Consider the following 17969-nt stretch of genomic DNA (forward strand, 5'->3'; position numbering starts at 1 on the left):
GATGGAAACTGCGGCGACTGGAGCGGCGCCAACCGGCGGCAAAAATGCGGAATCAGCCGGCCCCGCGCACCTACATGTTCGGGTGAGGGCCGGGCCCATGGCGGCGAGTGGGCACATTTTCGCGCCGGAATGCACCCCCTCGCCCGGGCGCTGCGTACTCCCTGCTACACCAAACACCCCGACCCCGATGAACCAGGTAGCCGCTGGCGTCACCCAGCTTCAGATCCAACGCTTTGTCAACGTGTACTTTGTCGAATCGAGCAACCCCGGCGAGTGGGTGCTGGTCGACACCGGCCTGCCGGGCTCCGAAAAAGACATCATTGCTGCCGCCGACGCGCTATTTTACCCCGGCACCCACCCCACGGCCATCCTCCTGACGCACGGGCACATGGACCACTCGGGCTCGGCCCGCGCCCTGGCCGAGCATTGGAATGTGCCGGTGCTGGCTCACCCGCTGGAGTTGCCCTTTCTGCAGGCCAAAGCCGTGTACCCCCCCGCCGACCCCACCGTGGACCGCGGCGGCTCGCTGGCCTTCGTGGCGCGATTTTTCCCGCCGCAGTCGTTTCAGCTCAGCAACGTGGTGCAGCCCCTCGCCCTCGACAGCGACGAAACGCCCTACCTGCCCGGCTGGCGCTGGCTGCACGTGCCCGGCCACGCGCCCGGCCAGATAGCCCTGTTCCGTGCGGAAGACCGCACCCTGCTCGGTGCCGACGCTTTTGCCACCGCCAACCACGAGTCGGTGCCTTCGCTGCTGCTGCAAGTGCCCAAAATCAGCGTGGCCGGCGCGCCCTTCAACTACAACTGGCAGCAGGTGCGCGACTCGGTGCAGACGCTGGCCGAGCTGGTGCCCCACGCCGTGGGATGCGGGCACGGGCCGGTTATTCAGGGCCCGGAAGCCGCCGTCGGCCTGCGCGAACTGGCCAACAATTTCCCCATGCCCACGCACGGGCGCTACGTTGCGGAGCCGGCCGTAATCGACGCAGAAGGAGTGCAGTACCTGCCGCCGGCCCCCAAAGACACGCTGCCGGCCAAAGCCGCGCTGATCGGGGCGGGCGTGGCCCTGGCAGCAGTAGCCGGCGTGGCCCTGCTCGGCCGCGGCAAATCCGAGGGCACGAAATCCACCGGCCGCAAGACCGCGGCCAAGGAGCCGGCCTACAATTCGAAGGTGTACGATCTGGCCGCGCGCCGGGCCCGCAAATCCGGCCAGGCGTCCTGCGCGCCGTCGGCCGGCGCACTCGACGAATACCCCTACAAGGAAGTGCGCTTCTAACGAGGCGTAACGTTGAAAAGCCCCCGCGCTTCGCTGAAGCGCGGGGGCTTTTCGTTGGCCGGTCCCATACGTCGGGCCGCCCCGCGGATGCGGAACGGCCCGGGCTTGTGTATGTGAGCGGATTGGGAATATACGATTTTTTATTTACCGCCGCGGCTAACCGTCACCCCGCCGTTGGTGGTAACGGCCTTCACCGGCGCGCCGCCCTTGCCTAACGCCACGGCTACTTCCGAGCGGCTGACGCTGCCTTGCACGTTGGAGGGGAAATCGGTGCGGATGGGGCCGTGCACGGTGCTGGTGAAAAACTGCGCCGAATAATCGGCCGGCAGCTTCCAGTTGATGCCCCCGTTGGTGGTGGCCACGTCGAGGCCGGGGCCGTCCCACTTGCTGCCGGTGAGCGTGATGCTCAGCCCGCCGTTCTGGGTGCGGCCCTTCACGTCGCCGCCGTCGCCGAGGATGCTCACGCCGCCGTTTTGGGCCTCGAAAGTCACCGGCCCGCGCAGGTTTTCGAGGTGAATGCCGCCGTTGTGGGTGCTCAGGGCCAGGGCGGTTTTCTCGGGCACGAAGATTTCGTAGCTCACGGCGTAGCCCCCGTCGCTGACGGCGTAGCCGTCGTTTTGCCCGCGGCCGTCGGAGCCGGCGGCGCGCAGGGTGTTGCTGTCGGTGCTCACTTTCACGTCGGCCACGCGGGCTTTGGCGGTGGCTTCGTCCTTGGCCCAGGCTTGCACCTTGGCCCGCACCCGGATTTCGGAGCCGCTGTAGCCTTTCACCGTGATGCCGCCGTTGCGGCCGCCGTCCACCGTGAGCTTGCCCGACTTGATGGCCGGTAGGGTCAGGTCACGGGTTTCGCAGTAGCGTTTTTGCTCGGAGCTGCCCCACTTCCCTTCTTCGCAGGAGGAGGTGAAGGCCGGCGCGGTTTGGGCGTGGGCGGTGAAGGCAGCGGCGCTCAGCAGCAGGGCGGTCAGCAGGGTTTTCATAGTGTCAGAAAGGCTGTTTGGTTTGGAATGTTGCCCTACTGACGCCGCTGGAATATCCGCGGTTGCAGATACAACGAAAATTTTCGTAGATATTTTTCGAAGCGTCATTTCATACGGCATCCTCATCTGGCGTGGGCGCAGCGAAGGACCTTGCTCGAACTCTGCACCAATCAAAAAGCGCAGCCACCTACGCCCAATCGTCCAGGGCTCGGCGGCTGCGCTTTTTTTATTCAGAGGCCTTCGTTTGTTCTTTAGTGGTAGCAGCGGTGCCAGGTCGGAGGAAAGTCCTTCGCTCTGCTCAGGATGACGTTCTTCTCTATAGCGTCCTTGTCGACATCGGCTGCTCAGCTGCTCCTCTCCTACTCACCGGCCCGGTACGCCCACTGGCCGTCCACTAGCGTGCCGAGCACGGCCGATGGGTCGCTGGTGTAGACGAGGGCCGGCAGCAGGTGTTGGGGACCGGCCTGAGCCAGCAGCGGCTGCTGCAGGTCGTAGACCACGGCATCCAGCGGCTGGCCCAGGGCGAAGTAGTCGGCCACGCGGCGGCCGGCGGCGCGCTGCCCGGCCCAGAACGTGGTATCGACCAGCGCCGTGGCCCCGTCGGCGAAGATGTTGCGGCGGCGCTGGGTGAGGCGCTGCCCGTAGTCGAGCCAGCGCAGGTCTTCCAGCGGGTTCAGGCTGATGTGGCTGTCGGTGCCGATGGACCAGCGGCCACCGGCCGCGGCGTAGTCGACCAGCGGAAAAATCCCGTCGCCGAGGTTGCCTTCGGTGCCGGGGCAGAGCACCACCTGCGCGCCCGACTGGGCCAGGCGGGTGGTTTCCTCCGGGGTCATGTGGGTGCAGTGCACCAGGTGAAACCGCTCGTCGAGCGGCAGGTGGTCGAGCAGCCACTCCACCGGGCGGGCGCCGAGGTGGGCCAGGCTGCGCTCCACTTCCAGGGTTTGTTCGGCGGCGTGCAGGTGGAAGGGCAAATCTTTCGGCCCCTGGGCGTGGGTGGCCAGCACGTCGGCGGCTTCCACGGCGCGCAGGCTGTGCACCCCGAAGCCCAGGCGGGCGCGCTCGTAGTACCCCACGGCCCGGCGGCTGGCCTCGAGCAGCTGCAAGTACGCCTCGAGCGTGGGCGAAATGAAGCGGCGCTGCCGGGGCTGCGGCTCGCGGCCGAAGTCGCCCTTCTGGTAAAACACCGGCACCAAGGTGATTTTGATGCCGGCGGTGCGGGCGGCCGCCACCAGCCGCTCGCCCATTTCGGCCAGGTTGGCGTAGGGCTGCCCGCCGGGGGCGTGGTGCAGGTAGTGAAACTCGACCACCGAGGTGTAGCCGTTGCGCAGCAGATGCCGGTAGAGTGCCGTGGCCACCTGCTCGTTTTGCTCGGGCGAGAAGGTTTCGGCGCAGGCGTACATGGCCTCGCGCCAGCTCCAGAAGTCGTCGCGGGTGCCGGGCTCGTGCTGCTCGGCCATGCCGGCCATGCCGTACTGAAAGGCGTGGGAGTGCGCGTTCTGAAAGCCCGGCAGCGCGGCGCCGTTCACGGTTTCGACGGCAGCGCCGGGCTCCGGCGGGGCTTCCGCCGAGAGGTACTGAATCAGACCCTGCGCGTCGACGCCGACGTAGGCCGGGCGCAGCCAGCCGCTGCGCAGCAGCAGGGCGGAGAAGTGGTAGTAGTGCATGGGGTGGAATGAGGGGCGGCGGGAAGACGAAAACAGGTCGTCAGGTCGAGCTAGCCGAGACATCTCGCGTGCGGATATCTGGTAGAAACCTGCTGATTAGGGTTACTATCCGGCGTGATGTCTCGGCTGCGCTCGACATGACGCTCTTATTTGGTTTATGCCCAGATGTCACGCCGTACTCGACATGCCAGGGCGGGCTCAGGCGTCCAGCAAGCTTTGGCCCAGGGTAAGGAGCGTCTGGCGCAGCACGACTCGGATCTGCTCAGCCCGCGCGGGGGCGTAGGCTTGCTCGTTGTCGTCCATGTACACGTCCTTGGCCATTTCCAGCTGCAGGGCGTGCTGCTCCAGCTCGGGGCGGCCGAAGTGGCGGGTGATGTAGCCGCCCTTAAACGGGTGGTTGTGCTGCAGCGAGTACGGCCCGCTGCCCAGCTGCTCCAGCGCCTGCTGAATCAGCGCAGGCGCGGCGGCGGTTTCGTCGGCCGAGCCGAGGATGAGGTCGGGGAACGGGCCCGGGTGAATGGCCGGCACCAAGCGGCGGATGCTGTGGCAGTCCCAGAGCAGCACCCGGCCGAAGCGGGCCCGGGTGTCGTCGAGCAGGCGCTGCAGGGCCTGCTGGTAGGGCGCGAAGTACAGAGCCCGGCGCCAGGCCACGTCGGCCGGCGCGACTTCGGCCCGCTCGTCCTGGTAAATCGGCTCGCCCAGAAAGGTGGTGGTGGTGCACAGGCCGGTGATGACGCGCCCGTCGTGGTAGAGCGGGGCGCTGTCGGGGTTGCGGTTCAAATCGATTACCCAGCGGCTGTAGCGGGCGCGCAGGATGGGAATGCCCAGCTCCGTAGCGAAGTCATAGAGCTGGTGCACAAACCAGTCGGTGTCGTCGGGCGGCAGCAGGTGGGGCTTCAGCTCGGCCCGGAGGTCGTCCGGAAATTCGGTGCCGGCGTGGGGCACGCTGATGACGATGGGCAGGCGCTGCTCGGCGGGGTGGGTGAGGTCGAAAAGCTGCATGGAGGCGGGGGAAGCGGGCCACCGAGCGGGGCGGCCGGCGGGCTAAGGTAAGGCGGTGGGCCGGGAAGCCGCAACGCCGCCGGGCCGGCTACCCGGCGGCGGCGTAACTTGCGGGCCGGCCGCCGTGCGCCGCGGCCGGTTTTGCCTGTGCTTATGCCGTATCGTTTGCTGCTTGCCGTAGTGCTGGGGCTGAGCGGGCTGCTGCTGCAGCGGCCCGCGCCGGCTCAGTCGCGCCCGACCGCACCCCCTACCCTGCCGCCGGCCGCGCCGGCCCCCGTCCTGCCCGCCGATAGCAGCCTGCGCTGCGGCACCTACGCCTACCTCTCCTTCCTGATTTACGACTCGGAAGGCGGCCCCGAGCCCATTGCGGCCGAGGGCGTAGGCGGCACCCTCACCCTGCGCCCCGACGGCCGCTTCGAGCAGCGCCTGCGCATTGGCCTGGCCCCGCAGCTCAACGTGTTTGAGCGCAGCGGCGAGTACCAGCTGCTCAGCGGCCAAGGCATCCGTTTCAGCTACCTCACCAAGCAGGGCCAGCCCCGCACCGACGCGGGCACCTACCGCTTCGACGCGCAGCAGGGCGGGCTGGTCGTTACCATCGAGGGTTTCCCGGCGGGCAGCCGCAGCGTCTACACCCTGGTGGCCCAGCCGGCCGGGCACTAACGCCGGCCACAGCGCCCCGCGCGGAAAAACCGACCAGCCGCTTGCGGAAGTACGCCGGTTGTAGCTATTTGGGCCACTCCCCAGCTAGCTACTCCCACGTCGTTTCTGCCTTTCCGATGCGTTTCCGCTTTACGCTACTGGCCGCCCTGCTCGGCCTGAGTGCCGCCGCCAGCGCCCAGCACGCCCCTACCCGCCGCCCTGCGGCCCCCGCGCGGCCCGTGGCCCGCACCGCAGCGGCTCCCGCCGCCAAGTTGCCGGCGCAATTTTTCGGCAGCCACACCTACGTGGCCTACGTGATTTACGACCCGAGCATCAGCAAGGAGCCCACCAACACCCGCGGCGTGGGCGGCACGCTCTGGCTGGGCCCGGCCGGCACCTACGAAAAGAAGCTGGAGTTTCCGGGGCCCTACGGGCAGTTTCACTTCGACGAATCGGGTCGCTACAAGATTGAAGGCAACCGCATTAGCTTCACTTACGCCGACAGCAAAGGCCAGCCCGTGACCTACGGCGGCACCTTTCACTTCGACCAGAAATCCTTGAGCCTGGGCATGGTGCTCAACGAGGACGCCAAAGGCGGCCGCGAGGTGTACGGGCTCGTGGCAAAAGGCACCGAGAAGGTGAAGCGCAAATTCGACGCCGAGGGCAACGTCACGCTCGAGTAACGCCCGCAAGCCCCCGGCGGCGCTACCTTAGGCCCATGAGCACTTCCTCCAAGTCCGTCGTTATTACCGGCGTATCCACCGGCGTGGGGCAGGCCACGGCCCAGGCGCTGCTGCAGCGCGGCTACCGCGTGTTCGGCAGCTTGCGCCGCCCCGCCGATGCCGAGGCGCTGCGCGGCACGCTCGGGCCGCAGTTTACGCCCCTGCTCTTCGACGTGACGGACGCCGCAGCCGTGGCGGCCGCCGCCGCGCAGGTGGAAGCGGCGCTGGCCGGGCAGCCACTCACGGCACTCATCAACAACGCCGGTGTGGCCTTCGGCGGGCCGCTGCAACACCAGCCCATCGAGGTGGTGCGGCAACACTTTGAGGTGAATGTGGTGGGCTTGGTGCAAGTGACGCAGGCCTTTCTGCCGCTGCTCGGCGCCCGGCCCGGGTTTGCGGGCACGCCGGGCCGCGTTATCAACATCGGCTCGGTGAGCGGGCAGGTGGCGGCCCCGTTTGTGGGCGCGTACGTCGGCTCGAAGCACGCGCTGGAGGGGCTGTCGGCCACTTGGCGGCGCGAGCTGCAGCTGTTCGGCGTCGACGTGGTTCTGATTGGCCTTGGGGTGACGCAAACGCCAATTTGGGGCAAGGGCATCGATTTGGACGCCTACCGGGACACGCCTTACTTCGCCCCGGCGCAGCGCTTCGTGCAGTACGTGCACAAAACCATTGCCCAGGGCCTAACGCCGGCTTTCGTGGCCGAGCGGCTGGTCGGCATCCTGGAAGCGCGGCGGCCCAAGGTGCGCTACGCCCTGGTGCCCGACCTGCTGCGGGCCTGGGTGGTGCCGCGCCTGCTGCCGGCGCGCTGGCTCGACCGGCTGCTGGGCCGCGGCATCGGGCTGCTCCCGCCGCGCCGCCCGGCGTAATGCCCGGCGGGGGTTGCCCTTGGCCGGCGTTTCGGCTAACTTGCGGCCCCTTCGGCAGCCGGCCCCTCGGCTGACCGGGCGTTAACTCACAACTTCACAATCTCACAAGTTTACCATAGATGGGACGCGCGTTTGAATTCCGCAAAGGCCGCAAAATGAAGCGCTGGGACCGAATGTCGAAAGACTTCACCCGCATCGGGCGCGAAATCGTCATTGCCGTGAAAGAAGGCGGCGCCAACCCCGACACCAACTCGCGCCTGCGCACGGCCATGCAAAACGCCAAGGGCGTGAACATGCCCAAGGACCGCGTGGAGGCCGCCATCAAGCGCGCGTCGTCGAAGGAAGAGGGCAACTACACCGAGGTGGTGTACGAAGGCTACGCCCCGCACGGGGTGGCCATCGTGGTGGAAACGGCCACCGACAACCCCACCCGCACCGTGGCCAACGTGCGCATGTACTTCAACCGCGGCAACGGTGCCCTGGGCACGGCCGGCTCCTCCGACTTCACCTTCACCCGCAAGGGCGTGTTCAAGCTGGCCGCCGACGGCCTCGACGCCGAGGAGCTGGAGCTGGAGCTGATTGACTTCGGCGCCGACGACATTTACGAGGACTCGGAGGAGGACGAGCACGGCAACGAGAAGCACTACATCGTGGTGGAAACCGCGTTTAGCGACTTCGGGCAGATGCAAAAGGCCCTGGAGCAAAAGCAGCTAAACGTCATCAGCGCCCAGCTGCAGCGCATTCCGAACACCACCGTGCACCTGGAAGGCGAGCAGTTGGAAGAGGTGATGAACCTGATCGAAAAATTCGAGGACGACGACGACGTGCAGGCCGTGTACCACACGCTGGGCTAAGCCCCACGACGCTCAACCACTTGCAAGCTTCCCCGCCGGCCTACGGGCCGGCGGGGAAGCTTTTTTTGGGCCCAAACGAAGCATGTGACGCGGCGCCGGGCTTGGCAGCGTCCAAGTAAATCGGTATTTTCCCCACTGGTATCAACTACCGATAGATGAGTCTGATTGTACAACGGGGGGGGCAACGGCGGCGGCAAACGAGGGGGCGGCGCTGAGTGCGGGCGGTGCTACTGGTGTGGCTGCTGCTGCTGGGGGCCGCAGCGCAAGGACAGGTGTCGCCGGTGGCGGCCGTGCAGCTGCGCGCGCTTCTGGCCCTGACCGAGCAGTACCGCATTCCGGGCCTGCAGCTAGCCTACACCGCCCCCAACGGCCGCACCACCACGCTCAGCCAGGGCGTGCAGTGCCAGGGCGAGCCGGCCGTGGTGGATGACCACACCGTTTTTCAAGCCGCGTCGCTGAGCAAGCCCGTGTTTGCCTACGCGGTGCTGCGCCTCGCCGACCGCGGCCTGCTCGACCTCGACGCCCCGCTGGCCCGCTACGGGCTGCCGCACAAGCACCCGCAAAACCAGCTGGTGGCCGCCCGCATCACCGCCCGCATGGTGCTGCGCCACACCAGCGGCCTCTCGCACTGGGCTGAGTACGGCGACACGAAGATTACCCGCTGGAACCAGGGCGTGCTGCAGCTCCGCTACCGCCCCGACAGCGTGTGGCACTACTCCGGCGAGGGCTACGCTTACCTGCAGCGCGTGGTCGAGCACCTCACGGGCAAGGGCCTGCAGCAATTGGCCCAGGAAGAAGTATTTACGCCCCTGGGCATGGCCGACAGCAGTTTCGGCTGGGACGCGCGCTTCGCCGGCCGCCTCTGCGCGGGCCACGACAGCACCGGCGCCCCCACCCTGCGCCGCCGCTTCCACGAGCCCAGCGCGGCCTTCAGCCTCGTCACCACCGCCGCCGACTACAGCCGCTTCGTGCGGGCGCTGGCTCGGGGCACGGGCCTGACGCCGGCCACCCACCAGCTGCTGCTCACGGCCAGCGGCCCGGCCACGCACTGCGGCCCGCCTGGCACCGCCGGGGCCCACCTGGGCTGGGGCCTGGGCGTGGGCTTGCAGCAGAGCAGCCGCGGCCTGGCCCTCTGGCACTGGGGCGACAATGTGGACTTCAAGAACTTCTTTCTGGTCTTCCCCGACACGGGCGAAAGCGTGGTGTTTCTGACCAACGGCGAAAACGGCCTGCGCGCCGCCCCGCCGATTCTAAGCCTTTTCCTGGGCCCCGACGAGTACTGGGCTCTGCAGTGGCTGCTGGCGCGGCCGTAGCCGCCGGCCTTGGCGCTTCTGAGCCGTCCCGCTATTTTTCCGGCCCCGCGGCCCGCCTTGCCGCCGGCGGGGCTTACCCGGTTGTCGTGTTATGTTTCCCGCTCTATCCCCTTTTTCCTATTCCATGATCCGAATTCTGACCGCTTTGCTCCTGCTCAGCGCGCTGGCGTGCCAAGCCCAACAGGCGCAATTGCTGGTGCTGCTCAAGCAACACCGCGTGCCGGGCCTGCAACTGGTGCACGCCCGGGGCAAAAGCCAGCAGCGCTACGCCCTGGGCCTGCGCCGCGCCGGTGACCGGCCGCCGGTGGACGCCAGCACTGTGTTTCAGGCCGCCTCGCTGAGCAAGGTGGTACTGGCTTACGCGGCCCTGCGCCTGCACGACCGGGGCCTGCTCGACCTCGACCGGCCCCTGCAGGAGTACTACGCCAACCCGCGCCTGCAGGCCGAGCCCCGGGCCGCGCGCATCACCGCCCGCATGGTGCTTACCCACCGCGCCGGCCTGCCCAACTGGGCCGCCAACCCGCTGAGCGCGCAGTGGGCCGGCTCGGCGCTGCAGCTGAAAGTGGCCCCCGATAGCTGCTGGAACTACTCCGGCGAGGGGTTCGTGCTGCTGCAGCGCGTGCTGGAGCAGCTCAGCGGGCAGTCGTGGCAGGCGCTGGCGCAGGCCGAGGTGTTCGGGCCCCTGGCCATGGTCCGCAGCAGCTTCGTGTGGCAGCCCTGGTTTGCCCTCGATGCCAGCTGCGGGCACGACGCCCAGGGCCAGCCCACCGAGGTCAAGCAATTTGCCGCGCCCAACGGCGCCTTCAGCCTCATGACCACCGCCACCGATTACAGCCGCTTCCTGCAGGCGGTGCTGCGGGGCGAGGGGCTGCAGCCGGCCACGGCCCAGCTGCTGCGCACCCCCGCTACCGCCGCCAACCGCTGCGGCACCCCGCCCAGCCCCGCCGACGCCCACATCAGCTGGGCCTGCGGCGTGGGTCTGGTGTCGACCAGCCGCGGCCCGGCCCTCTGGCACTGGGGCGACAACGGCGACTTCAAGAACTTCTTTGTGGCCTTCCCCGACCGCCAGGAAAGCGTGGTGTTTTTCACCAACGGCGCCAACGGCCTGCAGCTCACCGACGACATTCTGCGCCTGCTGCTCGGCCCGGGCGAGTATTGGACCTCGCAGTGGCTGGCGGCCGGGCAATAATCTGTTAATCCGCTATACCTAGCTGCTTTTCATTTCCTTAGCCGATGAGAGCGTACTTGCTCCTGTTCCTGGTCTTGGCGGCGGCCGCCTGCCAGCGCGGCCCCGACGAGGCCACCCAGCGCCAGCTGGCCCAGCTGCGCCAGCAGGTGGCCCGGCAGAGCGACACCTTGGACCGCTTGCACCAGGAGTTGCGGCGGGCCGCCGCCGCGGCCAATCACCCCTGCCCAGCCGATTCCGCGGCCGCCCGGCCCCGGCTCCGGGAGCTGCCGAGCGGTACGCTCTACGGCACGCCCGCCGCGGTGGAGCTGCCTGACGCCGAACTGGCCGAGGTGCTGAGCGTGGCCGACACCAGCGTCTACGCCCAGGCCGACGACTGCGCCGTGCGGGCCTACCTGCTCTGCAACGGCCCCGGGGATGCCACCCTCGACTACTGCACCTGCTCGCACTACGTCTACCTGGCCCTCACCGGCGGCGACGCGGTCGAGGAGTACAAGCTGTTTCGCGTGGGGCCCTTCTTCGAAGCCAAACTGGTCGGCTGGGAAAACAACGATGCGAAAAGCAGCCCGCTGACCCTACGCATCCGCCACAACCAGAAGGGCCGCCCCAAGACCGACGCTTTCCGCGTCAGCTGGCGGGGCGTGCGGCGGCTGTAGCCGGCCGGCGCAGTTGCAAGAGCCTCGGCAATACCCTAGGTTTAGGGGCTTCTCAACGGCCTTCTGACCATGCACCTTTCCCGCCTCCTCCCCGCCGCCCTGCTGCTGGCCGCCGCCTGCACCGCGCCCACCAAGCCTGCACCCGCCGCCGACGCGGCCGCCTCCACGCTCGCCAGCTACTTTGCCGGCGACACGGCCCGGGTGAAAACCGGCGGCGTGCAGGTCATTCCCATCAGCACGCCCAAGGGCACGTTCAACGTGTGGACCAAGCGCTTCGGAAATAACCCGCGCATCAAGCTGCTGCTGCTCAACGGCGGGCCCGGCGCCACCCACGAGTACTTCGAGTGCATGGAGAGCTTTCTGCCGCAGGAGGGCATCGAGTTTATTTACTACGACCAGCTCGGCTGCGGCAATTCCGACAACCCCAAGGACACGGCTATGTGGAGCCTGCCGCGCTACGTGGAGGAAGTGGAGCAGGTGCGCCAGGCCCTGAAGCTCGACAAGGACAACTTCTACCTGCTGGGCCACAGCTGGGGCGGCATCCTCGCGGCCGAGTACGCACTGAAATACCAGCAGCACCTCAAGGGGCTGATCATCTCCAACATGATGATGAGCATTCCGGCCTACAACAAGTACGCCGACGAGGTACTGGCCCCGCAGCTCAAGCCCGAGGTGCTGCGCGAAATTCGGCAGATCGAAGCCAAGAAAGACTTCCAGAACCCGCGCTACATGGAGCTGCTCGAGCCCAACTTCTACGCCGAGCACCTGTGCCGCGTGCCCCTGCCCGAGCCGGCCGCCCGCTCCCTGGGCAAAACCAACCAGTCGCTCTACGTGACCATGCAGGGGCCCAGCGAGTTTGGCGCCTCCGGCAAGCTGGTGAACTGGGACCGGGTGGCCGACCTGCCCAAGCTCGCGGTGCCGGTGCTCAGCATCGGCGGCAAGCACGACACCATGGACCCCGAGCACATGCGCATGGTGGCCCAAAAGGTGCAGAACGGCACCGCCCTAATTTGCCCCAAGGGCAGCCACATGAGCTTCTACGACGACCAGCCGACCTACATGGCGGGCCTGACGAAGTGGATTCTGGGCGTGGACCAGGGCGAAAAGAAGGTGGCCCTGTAACCGGCCTCCCTGCTCCCCTTCGCCTAACTCAACTTCCTTCTTTCAACTTTTATCCCAAATCACCGGTGCCCACGCGCCTGCCGCTTGTAATGTCCACGCACGTACCCCTGCCTATTCCGCCGGTACAGTTTGACTCCGCTGGCGAGTTGATGCTGACCGCATCCCCCACCTCCTCCAAGCATGATTTCGACTTTTACGAGGGCAAATGGCGCCTGCGTAATCGAAAATTGAAAGCGCGGCTGGAAAACTGCACGGAGTGGATTGAGTTTGAATCGACCCAGGAAATGTACCGGGTCTTGCACGGGCTGGGCAACATCGACAACTACCTCGCGACGTTTGACGGCGTGCCATTCGAGGGCATGTCGGTGCGGCTGTTTAACCCCCAGACCCGCTTGTGGAGCATTTACTGGGCAGATAGCACCGCCGGCAGGCTAGACCCGCCGGTGGTCGGCTCCTTTGATCAGGACGTGGCCCACTTTTTTACCAAGGATACCTTCCAGGGAAAGAATATCCTGGTAGCCTTTCGCTGGGATGCCCGGGACAAGGACAACCCCGTCTGGAGCCAAGCTTTTTCCGACGACAACGGTCAGACCTGGGAATGGAACTGGTATATGTACTTCACCCGGTACAGCGGCAATTAACGGCTTGGCCAAGCCGTTACCATTAGACTCTGAAAAGAACAGCCAGCCCGGCCGGGCCTCGAAGAGTGTATAGCTTTGACAACCAGAATACTGGACACAACATTACCAGTGTTTCAACGAAAAAAGCGCGTATTGAGCGGTATACCTTCAAGCGGTAAGTCGATTCTTCACGCCAGCAACCTTATGATTCACCTCCTCTCTGCCTGGCGCAGCAGCCTATTGGTTGCTAGCCTGCTGCTCGGCTACACCGCCCAGGCTCAGACACCGCGGCCTGGCGCCGTTAAGTATCTCAATCCCACCACCGTGCACCCGCCCAAGGGCTATTCGCAGGCGGCAAGCTTGGACCTGGGCCCCGTCACCATGCTCATCATGTCGGGGCAGGTGGCGCTGGATACCCAAGGCCGGGTGGTGGGCGCCGGCGACGTGGGCCAGCAAGCCGACCAGGCTTTCCGCAATATCCAGCGCATCGTGGAGGCGGCGGGCGGCACAATGCAACACGTGGTGAAGCTGAATTACTTCTTGCTCGATGCAAGCCAGCTACCCGCCGTGCGCACCGCCCGCGACCGGTACGTGAATACGGCTACGCCCCCGGCCAGCACCGCCGTGCAGGTCAGCAAGCTGTTTCGCGAGGAGCTGCTGATCGAAATCGAAGCTACGGCCATCATTCCGAAGAAGTAGCCGCCGGCCATGCACGCGCTGCGCCCCTTTCTCGACGGCCTTTGGCCCCTGCGTCCGGACACCTGGGCGCGGGTCGAGCCGCTGTTTACGCCGCAGGAGCTGCCCAAAGGCCAGTACTTTATCGAGGCGGGGCAGACGGCGCGGCAGGTGGGCTTTCTGGCCGAAGGTGTGATGCGCGCCTTTTACCGCAACGCCCGCGGCACCGAGTACAACAAAACCTTTTTCGTGGCGCCGGCCATCGTGGGCACCTACTCCTCGCTGATAACCGGGCAGCCGGCCGCCATCAACCAGCAGGCCCTCACCGACTGCCAGCTGCTGGTGGCCGACTACCCCGCCCTGCGCGCCCTCTACGACCAGCACCCTGACCTGGAGCGGCAGGCCCGCCTGCACGCCGAGCGGCAATTCGTGACCAAGGAGCAGCGCGAACTAGAAATCGTGCTGCTCGACGCGGAGCAGCGCTACGCCCTGTTTCGGCAGCAGTTTCCGGGCCTGGAGCAGCTCGTGCCGCAGTACCACGTGGCCTCGTACCTAGGTATCACCCCCACCCAGCTCAGCCGCATCCGCCACAAGCTCAGTCGCGGCGGCCCCAGCACTTCTTTACCTATGTAAATGCGCCGGCGCAGGGCGCGCAGTTGCTTTGCCAGCATCCTTCACGCTCAAGCAACTGCGCTATGAATCAACAAACTGCCTCCCGCCTGCTGGGCCGCCTCGACCGGCTGGCCACCACCCGCAACACCTGGCTGGCCTACGCGCCCTTCGCCGCCGTGGGCACCTGGCTGATGGTAGCCGACGCCCGCCTGCAACGCCTCGCGCCCGGCCTGCCCAAGCTCGACTTCCGCCCGGCCGGCTACTCCCCGGCCGACGTGGTGCGCCTATTCCAAACCTACGGCCCCGCTGGCCGGGCCGAGTACGGGCAGCAGACGCTGGTCGACACCCTCTTCCCCGTGCTGGTGGCCGCGTTCGGGCTGCTGTTCTTTGCCCGCACCTGCCGCCGCTGGGGCTGGCGGGGGCTGGGCAACCTGCTCATCACGGGCTGCCTGCTGTTTATGGTGGTCGACTTGGCCGAAAACGCCTGCATTTTCGCCCTGCTGGCCCAGTTTCCGCACCCGTCCTGGACGGCCGCCACGCTCGGCAGCCTGCTCACCCAGTTGAAGCTGCCGCTGCTTTTCACCATCTACTTCTTCGTGTTGCTCAACGCGCTGCTGCTCAGCGGCCGGCTCGTGCGCGGCTGGTGGCGGGCCCTGGCCGAAACGCCGTGTTCGGATGCCGCCTGCGGCCCGCGGGCCTAAGCGCTGCGGGTGCCGATGCGCCGCCGCTTGCCGCTTTCTGGCCGCCGCAGCGCCGCTTAGTGCTCCTTCCCGAACGGCGGGCCGCCCGAAGCGGGCAGTCCGCCGTACCTTTGGGGTCGGCCGGCGCGTTGGCGGCCGACTTACCTTTCCGTTGCCATGCCTACCCGTCTCAATAAATACATCAGCGAAAGCGGCATCTGCTCGCGCCGCGAAGCCGACCGGTTTATCGAGCAGGGCGTGGTGTTCGTGAATGGCAAGCGCGCCGAGGTGGGCACCCAAGTGGAACCCACGGATAAGGTGGTCGTCAACGGCAACCGCATCGAGCCGCGGGCGGCTGAGGACGCCATCTACATTGCCTTCAACAAGCCGCCGGGCATCACCACCACCACGGAGCGGGGCGTCAAAGACAACATCATCCGCTACATCAAGCACTCGGAGCGGATTTTTCCCATCGGCCGCCTCGACAAGGAGTCGCAGGGCCTGATTTTGCTGACCTCGAACGGCGACATCGTCAACAAGATCCTGCGGGCCGGCAACCAGCACGAAAAGGAGTACATCGTGATGGTGGACAAGCCCTTGACGGACGCCGTGCTGGAGAGCATGCGCCAGGGCGTGCCCATGCTCGGCACCATCACCAAGCCCTGCCCGGTGCAGAAGGAAACCGACTACATCTTCCGCATCACGCTGGTGCAGGGCCTGAACCGGCAGATCCGCCGCATGTGCGAGTTTTTCGGCTACGAAGTGGTGCAGCTGGAGCGCATCCGCGTGATGCACATCACCCTGAAAGGCCTGGGCGTGGGCGACTGGCGCGAGCTGACCGACAAGGAGCTGAAGGTGCTCTTCGAGAGCATCGAGCACTCCAGCGGCACCACCCGGCAGCGCCGCGCCCGCGGCGAGAAAACGCCCCAGCAGATAGCCAGCGAGGAGTGGCTCAGCGAGGCCCCGCGCCCCAAAGAGGCCAAGCCCCGGCCTAAAACCTACGGCGCCGAGGCCCAGGCCAAGGGCAGGCACCGGCCGGGCACGGGCAAGCCCAAGGCGGCCGGTGCGGCTGGCCCCGCAAAACCGGCTGGCAAAACGGCCGCAGCCAAACCCGCCGGTAAGGCCACTGCGGGCAAGCCGGCTGCTAAGGCCGCCCGCCCTGCCAGCAAGCCCGCCGCCCGCACCGGGCGCGGCAGCACCGGCGGGGGCCGCGGCCGCACCCGCTGATTCGCCCCGCTACAGGCGTCGGCCGACGGCTGGCTGCGCTTGGTTGGGCCACCGCTGGCTGTTTATTTTGGGCCTGCTTTATCCCAAAATGCGCTACACTTCCGCTTTACTCGGCTTATCCGTGTGCCTCGGTCTGCTGGGCTGCCACAAAACCAAAGTGGACAGCCAGTGCTGCGACGATGCCGGCCGCCAGCAACACCTGACCACGCCGAATTTGACCGTGGTGCCGCCCAACGCCATTACGCCCAACGGGGACGGCCTCAACGACAATTTTGCCGTCTTCGCCTTTGTGCAGGGCAGCTCGCCGCAACCCACTTTTACCCGCCGGATGCTCAAGATTTACGAGCTGAAGGGGAAAAACCCGGTGTACGAAAAGGCGGATTACCGCAACGAGTTTCACGGCCAGGACAACGACGGCAAGGAACTCGCCGAGGGCAAATACCGCTACGCGCTGACCCTGGACGACAACTCGGTGGAAGGCACCGTGTGCGTGCTGCGCAGCAAATCGGCCTGCAACTGCCGCACCATCGACCCGAACGACCCGCAGGTCAACGGGGCGACCTGCCAATAAGCCACGCCGCTGAAGCTGCGCCGGTTACGTTTCGAGCCGTTTGCCGCTGCGGCCGGCTTCATTTACCAAATCGAGCCGGCGCCCTACCTTCGGCCCGCCAAAGCAGCTTCCCCGGCTGCTGGCGGGCCGTTTTTGTTGCCCCAAGCGGCTCTTCGTATTCTCCACAACCTCTCCCACCGCTATGCTCCGTACCGACTGGACGCTTGCCGAAGTTCACGCCCTCTACCACCAACCCGTCCTGCAGCTCGTGGCTCAAGCCAGCGAAGTGCACCGCCAGCACCAGACCACCGGCGAAGTGCAGGTGTGCACGCTGCTCTCGGTGAAAACCGGCGGCTGCCCCGAAGACTGCGCCTACTGCCCCCAGGCCGCCCGCTACCACACCGGCGTACAGGCCCACAAGCTGCTGCCCGACGCCGAAGTAATTGCTGCTGCCCAGCGCGCCAAGGACGCCGGCTCCACCCGCTTCTGCATGGGCGCTGCCTGGCGCGAAGTGCGCGACAACCGCGACTTCGACCGCGTGCTCGGCATGGTGACGGAAGTGAATAACCTCGGCCTGGAAGTGTGCTGCACCCTGGGCATGCTCAACGAGTACCAGGCCGAGCGCCTCAAGCAGGCTGGCCTCTACGCCTACAACCACAACCTCGACACCAGCGAGGACCACTACTCGAACATCATCACCACCCGCACCTACGACGACCGGCTCGACACGCTGGAGCACGTGCGCAAGGCGGGCATTTCGGTGTGCTCGGGCGGCATCATCGGCCTGGGCGAAACGGACGAGGACCGGGTGAAGATGCTGCACACCCTGGCCACGCTGCCGGCCCACCCCGAGTCGGTGCCGGTGAATGCGCTGGTGCCGGTGGCGGGCACCCCCCTGGCCGAGCAGCCCCGCGTGAGCGTGTGGGAAATGCTGCGCATGATTGCCACGGCCCGCATTCTGATGCCGAACACGATGGTACGCCTCTCGGCCGGCCGCCAAGAAATGCCGGTAACTGAGCAGGCGCTGTGCTTTCTGGCCGGGGCCAACTCCATCTTCTCGGGCGAAAAGCTGCTGACCACGCCCAACCCCGACTTCGACGCCGACAAGGAAATGTTTGCCCTGCTGGGCCTCACGCCGCGCGCCGCCTTTAAAAACCACGTGCCCGAAGGCGCCACCGTGCTGGCGGCTGTGTAGGAGCTGCGGGTTTGCGGGCAGGAGTTCGGGAAGTAAGTGGGAAGTCCGGTTTGCTGCGCTTGCAGGAGCTTAGGCCCCGCTGCTTTTCGAACTCCTGCCCGACGCGACTCGTACCCTCCTACCCGCACACCCTCATACC

General features: G+C 66.6%; 19 protein-coding genes. 16 read left to right on the forward strand and 3 right to left on the reverse strand.

The genetic code is table 11. The annotated features are described in order from the left end of the window. Positions 1 to 187: 187 nt before the first annotated feature. Positions 188 to 1270 (forward strand): MBL fold metallo-hydrolase, encoded by a 1083-nt coding sequence (locus LJ737_RS14535; RefSeq protein WP_227766931.1) that lies wholly within the window; start codon positions 188 to 190, stop codon positions 1268 to 1270. A gap of 140 nt (positions 1271 to 1410) precedes the next feature. Here LJ737_RS14535 and LJ737_RS14540 read toward each other — a convergent pair whose 3' ends face one another. The 3 genes from LJ737_RS14540 to LJ737_RS14550 all read right to left on the reverse strand — a co-directional run bounded on the left by LJ737_RS14540 (position 1411) and on the right by LJ737_RS14550 (position 4913). After that, entirely contained in the window at positions 1411 to 2247 is an 837-nt protein-coding gene (locus LJ737_RS14540; protein ID WP_227766933.1) for a DUF4097 family beta strand repeat-containing protein, read from the reverse strand. Between the two features lie 359 nt (positions 2248 to 2606). Next, entirely contained in the window at positions 2607 to 3911 is a 1305-nt protein-coding gene (gene hutF, locus LJ737_RS14545) for a formimidoylglutamate deiminase (RefSeq protein ID WP_227766935.1), read from the reverse strand. A 198-nt stretch (positions 3912 to 4109) separates the two neighbouring features. After that, the gene (locus LJ737_RS14550; RefSeq protein WP_227766937.1) at positions 4110 to 4913 is read right to left on the reverse strand and encodes an N-formylglutamate amidohydrolase; all 804 of its coding nucleotides are present in this window, start codon (positions 4911 to 4913) and stop codon (positions 4110 to 4112) included. A 153-nt stretch (positions 4914 to 5066) separates the two neighbouring features. On the opposite strand from LJ737_RS14550, the gene LJ737_RS14555 reads away from it, so the two are divergent. From LJ737_RS14555 to bioB, 15 genes are all read left to right on the forward strand, one after another. Further along, on the forward strand, positions 5067 to 5573 hold the full coding sequence (locus tag LJ737_RS14555) for a hypothetical protein (RefSeq protein WP_227766939.1): 507 nt from the start codon (positions 5067 to 5069) through the stop codon (positions 5571 to 5573). Between the two features lie 116 nt (positions 5574 to 5689). Continuing rightward, positions 5690 to 6235, forward strand: a complete 546-nt coding sequence (locus tag LJ737_RS14560) for a hypothetical protein (RefSeq protein WP_227766941.1) — start codon at positions 5690 to 5692, stop codon at positions 6233 to 6235. Positions 6236 to 6270: 35 nt separating this feature from the next. Next, positions 6271 to 7140, forward strand: coding sequence for an SDR family NAD(P)-dependent oxidoreductase (locus LJ737_RS14565; protein ID WP_227766942.1), 870 nt, complete (start codon positions 6271 to 6273; stop codon positions 7138 to 7140). 119 nt (positions 7141 to 7259) lie between these two features. Beyond that, positions 7260 to 7994 carry a YebC/PmpR family DNA-binding transcriptional regulator gene (locus LJ737_RS14570; RefSeq protein WP_227766944.1) on the forward strand — a complete coding sequence of 245 codons (735 nt, stop codon included), beginning with the start codon at positions 7260 to 7262 and terminating at the stop codon, positions 7992 to 7994. A gap of 233 nt (positions 7995 to 8227) precedes the next feature. Next, positions 8228 to 9307, forward strand: coding sequence for a serine hydrolase domain-containing protein (locus tag LJ737_RS14575; RefSeq protein WP_227766946.1), 1080 nt, complete (start codon positions 8228 to 8230; stop codon positions 9305 to 9307). Between the two features lie 124 nt (positions 9308 to 9431). Continuing rightward, complete coding sequence (locus LJ737_RS14580; RefSeq protein WP_227766948.1) at positions 9432 to 10496, forward strand: serine hydrolase domain-containing protein; 1065 nt, start codon at positions 9432 to 9434, stop codon at positions 10494 to 10496. 44 nt (positions 10497 to 10540) lie between these two features. Then, on the forward strand, positions 10541 to 11149 hold the full coding sequence (locus LJ737_RS14585) for a hypothetical protein (protein ID WP_227766949.1): 609 nt from the start codon (positions 10541 to 10543) through the stop codon (positions 11147 to 11149). 69 nt (positions 11150 to 11218) lie between these two features. Continuing rightward, positions 11219 to 12271: a proline iminopeptidase-family hydrolase gene (locus tag LJ737_RS14590; protein ID WP_227766951.1), complete on the forward strand. Its 1053-nt coding sequence runs from the start codon at positions 11219 to 11221 to the stop codon at positions 12269 to 12271. Positions 12272 to 12360: 89 nt separating this feature from the next. Next, positions 12361 to 12912 (forward strand): hypothetical protein, encoded by a 552-nt coding sequence (locus LJ737_RS14595; RefSeq protein ID WP_227766953.1) that lies wholly within the window; start codon positions 12361 to 12363, stop codon positions 12910 to 12912. A gap of 183 nt (positions 12913 to 13095) precedes the next feature. Further along, positions 13096 to 13590 carry a RidA family protein gene (locus LJ737_RS14600; protein WP_227766956.1) on the forward strand — a complete coding sequence of 165 codons (495 nt, stop codon included), beginning with the start codon at positions 13096 to 13098 and terminating at the stop codon, positions 13588 to 13590. 9 nt (positions 13591 to 13599) lie between these two features. Further along, the gene (locus LJ737_RS14605) at positions 13600 to 14199 is read left to right on the forward strand and encodes a Crp/Fnr family transcriptional regulator (protein WP_227766957.1); all 600 of its coding nucleotides are present in this window, start codon (positions 13600 to 13602) and stop codon (positions 14197 to 14199) included. Between the two features lie 62 nt (positions 14200 to 14261). Next, a complete protein-coding gene (locus LJ737_RS14610) occupies positions 14262 to 14879 on the forward strand; it encodes a hypothetical protein (RefSeq protein ID WP_227766959.1) in 618 nt (205 codons plus the stop codon). Between the two features lie 156 nt (positions 14880 to 15035). Then, positions 15036 to 16085, forward strand: a complete 1050-nt coding sequence (rluF, locus tag LJ737_RS14615; RefSeq protein WP_227766961.1) for a 23S rRNA pseudouridine(2604) synthase RluF — start codon at positions 15036 to 15038, stop codon at positions 16083 to 16085. Positions 16086 to 16173: 88 nt separating this feature from the next. Then, a complete protein-coding gene (locus tag LJ737_RS14620; RefSeq protein ID WP_227766962.1) occupies positions 16174 to 16656 on the forward strand; it encodes a T9SS type B sorting domain-containing protein in 483 nt (160 codons plus the stop codon). Positions 16657 to 16837: 181 nt separating this feature from the next. Continuing rightward, positions 16838 to 17830, forward strand: a complete 993-nt coding sequence (bioB, locus tag LJ737_RS14625) for a biotin synthase BioB (protein ID WP_227766964.1) — start codon at positions 16838 to 16840, stop codon at positions 17828 to 17830. Positions 17831 to 17969: the final 139 nt, after the last annotated feature.

The organism is Hymenobacter sp. 15J16-1T3B, assembly GCF_020711235.1.
Classification (GTDB): Bacteria; Bacteroidota; Bacteroidia; order Cytophagales; family Hymenobacteraceae; genus Solirubrum.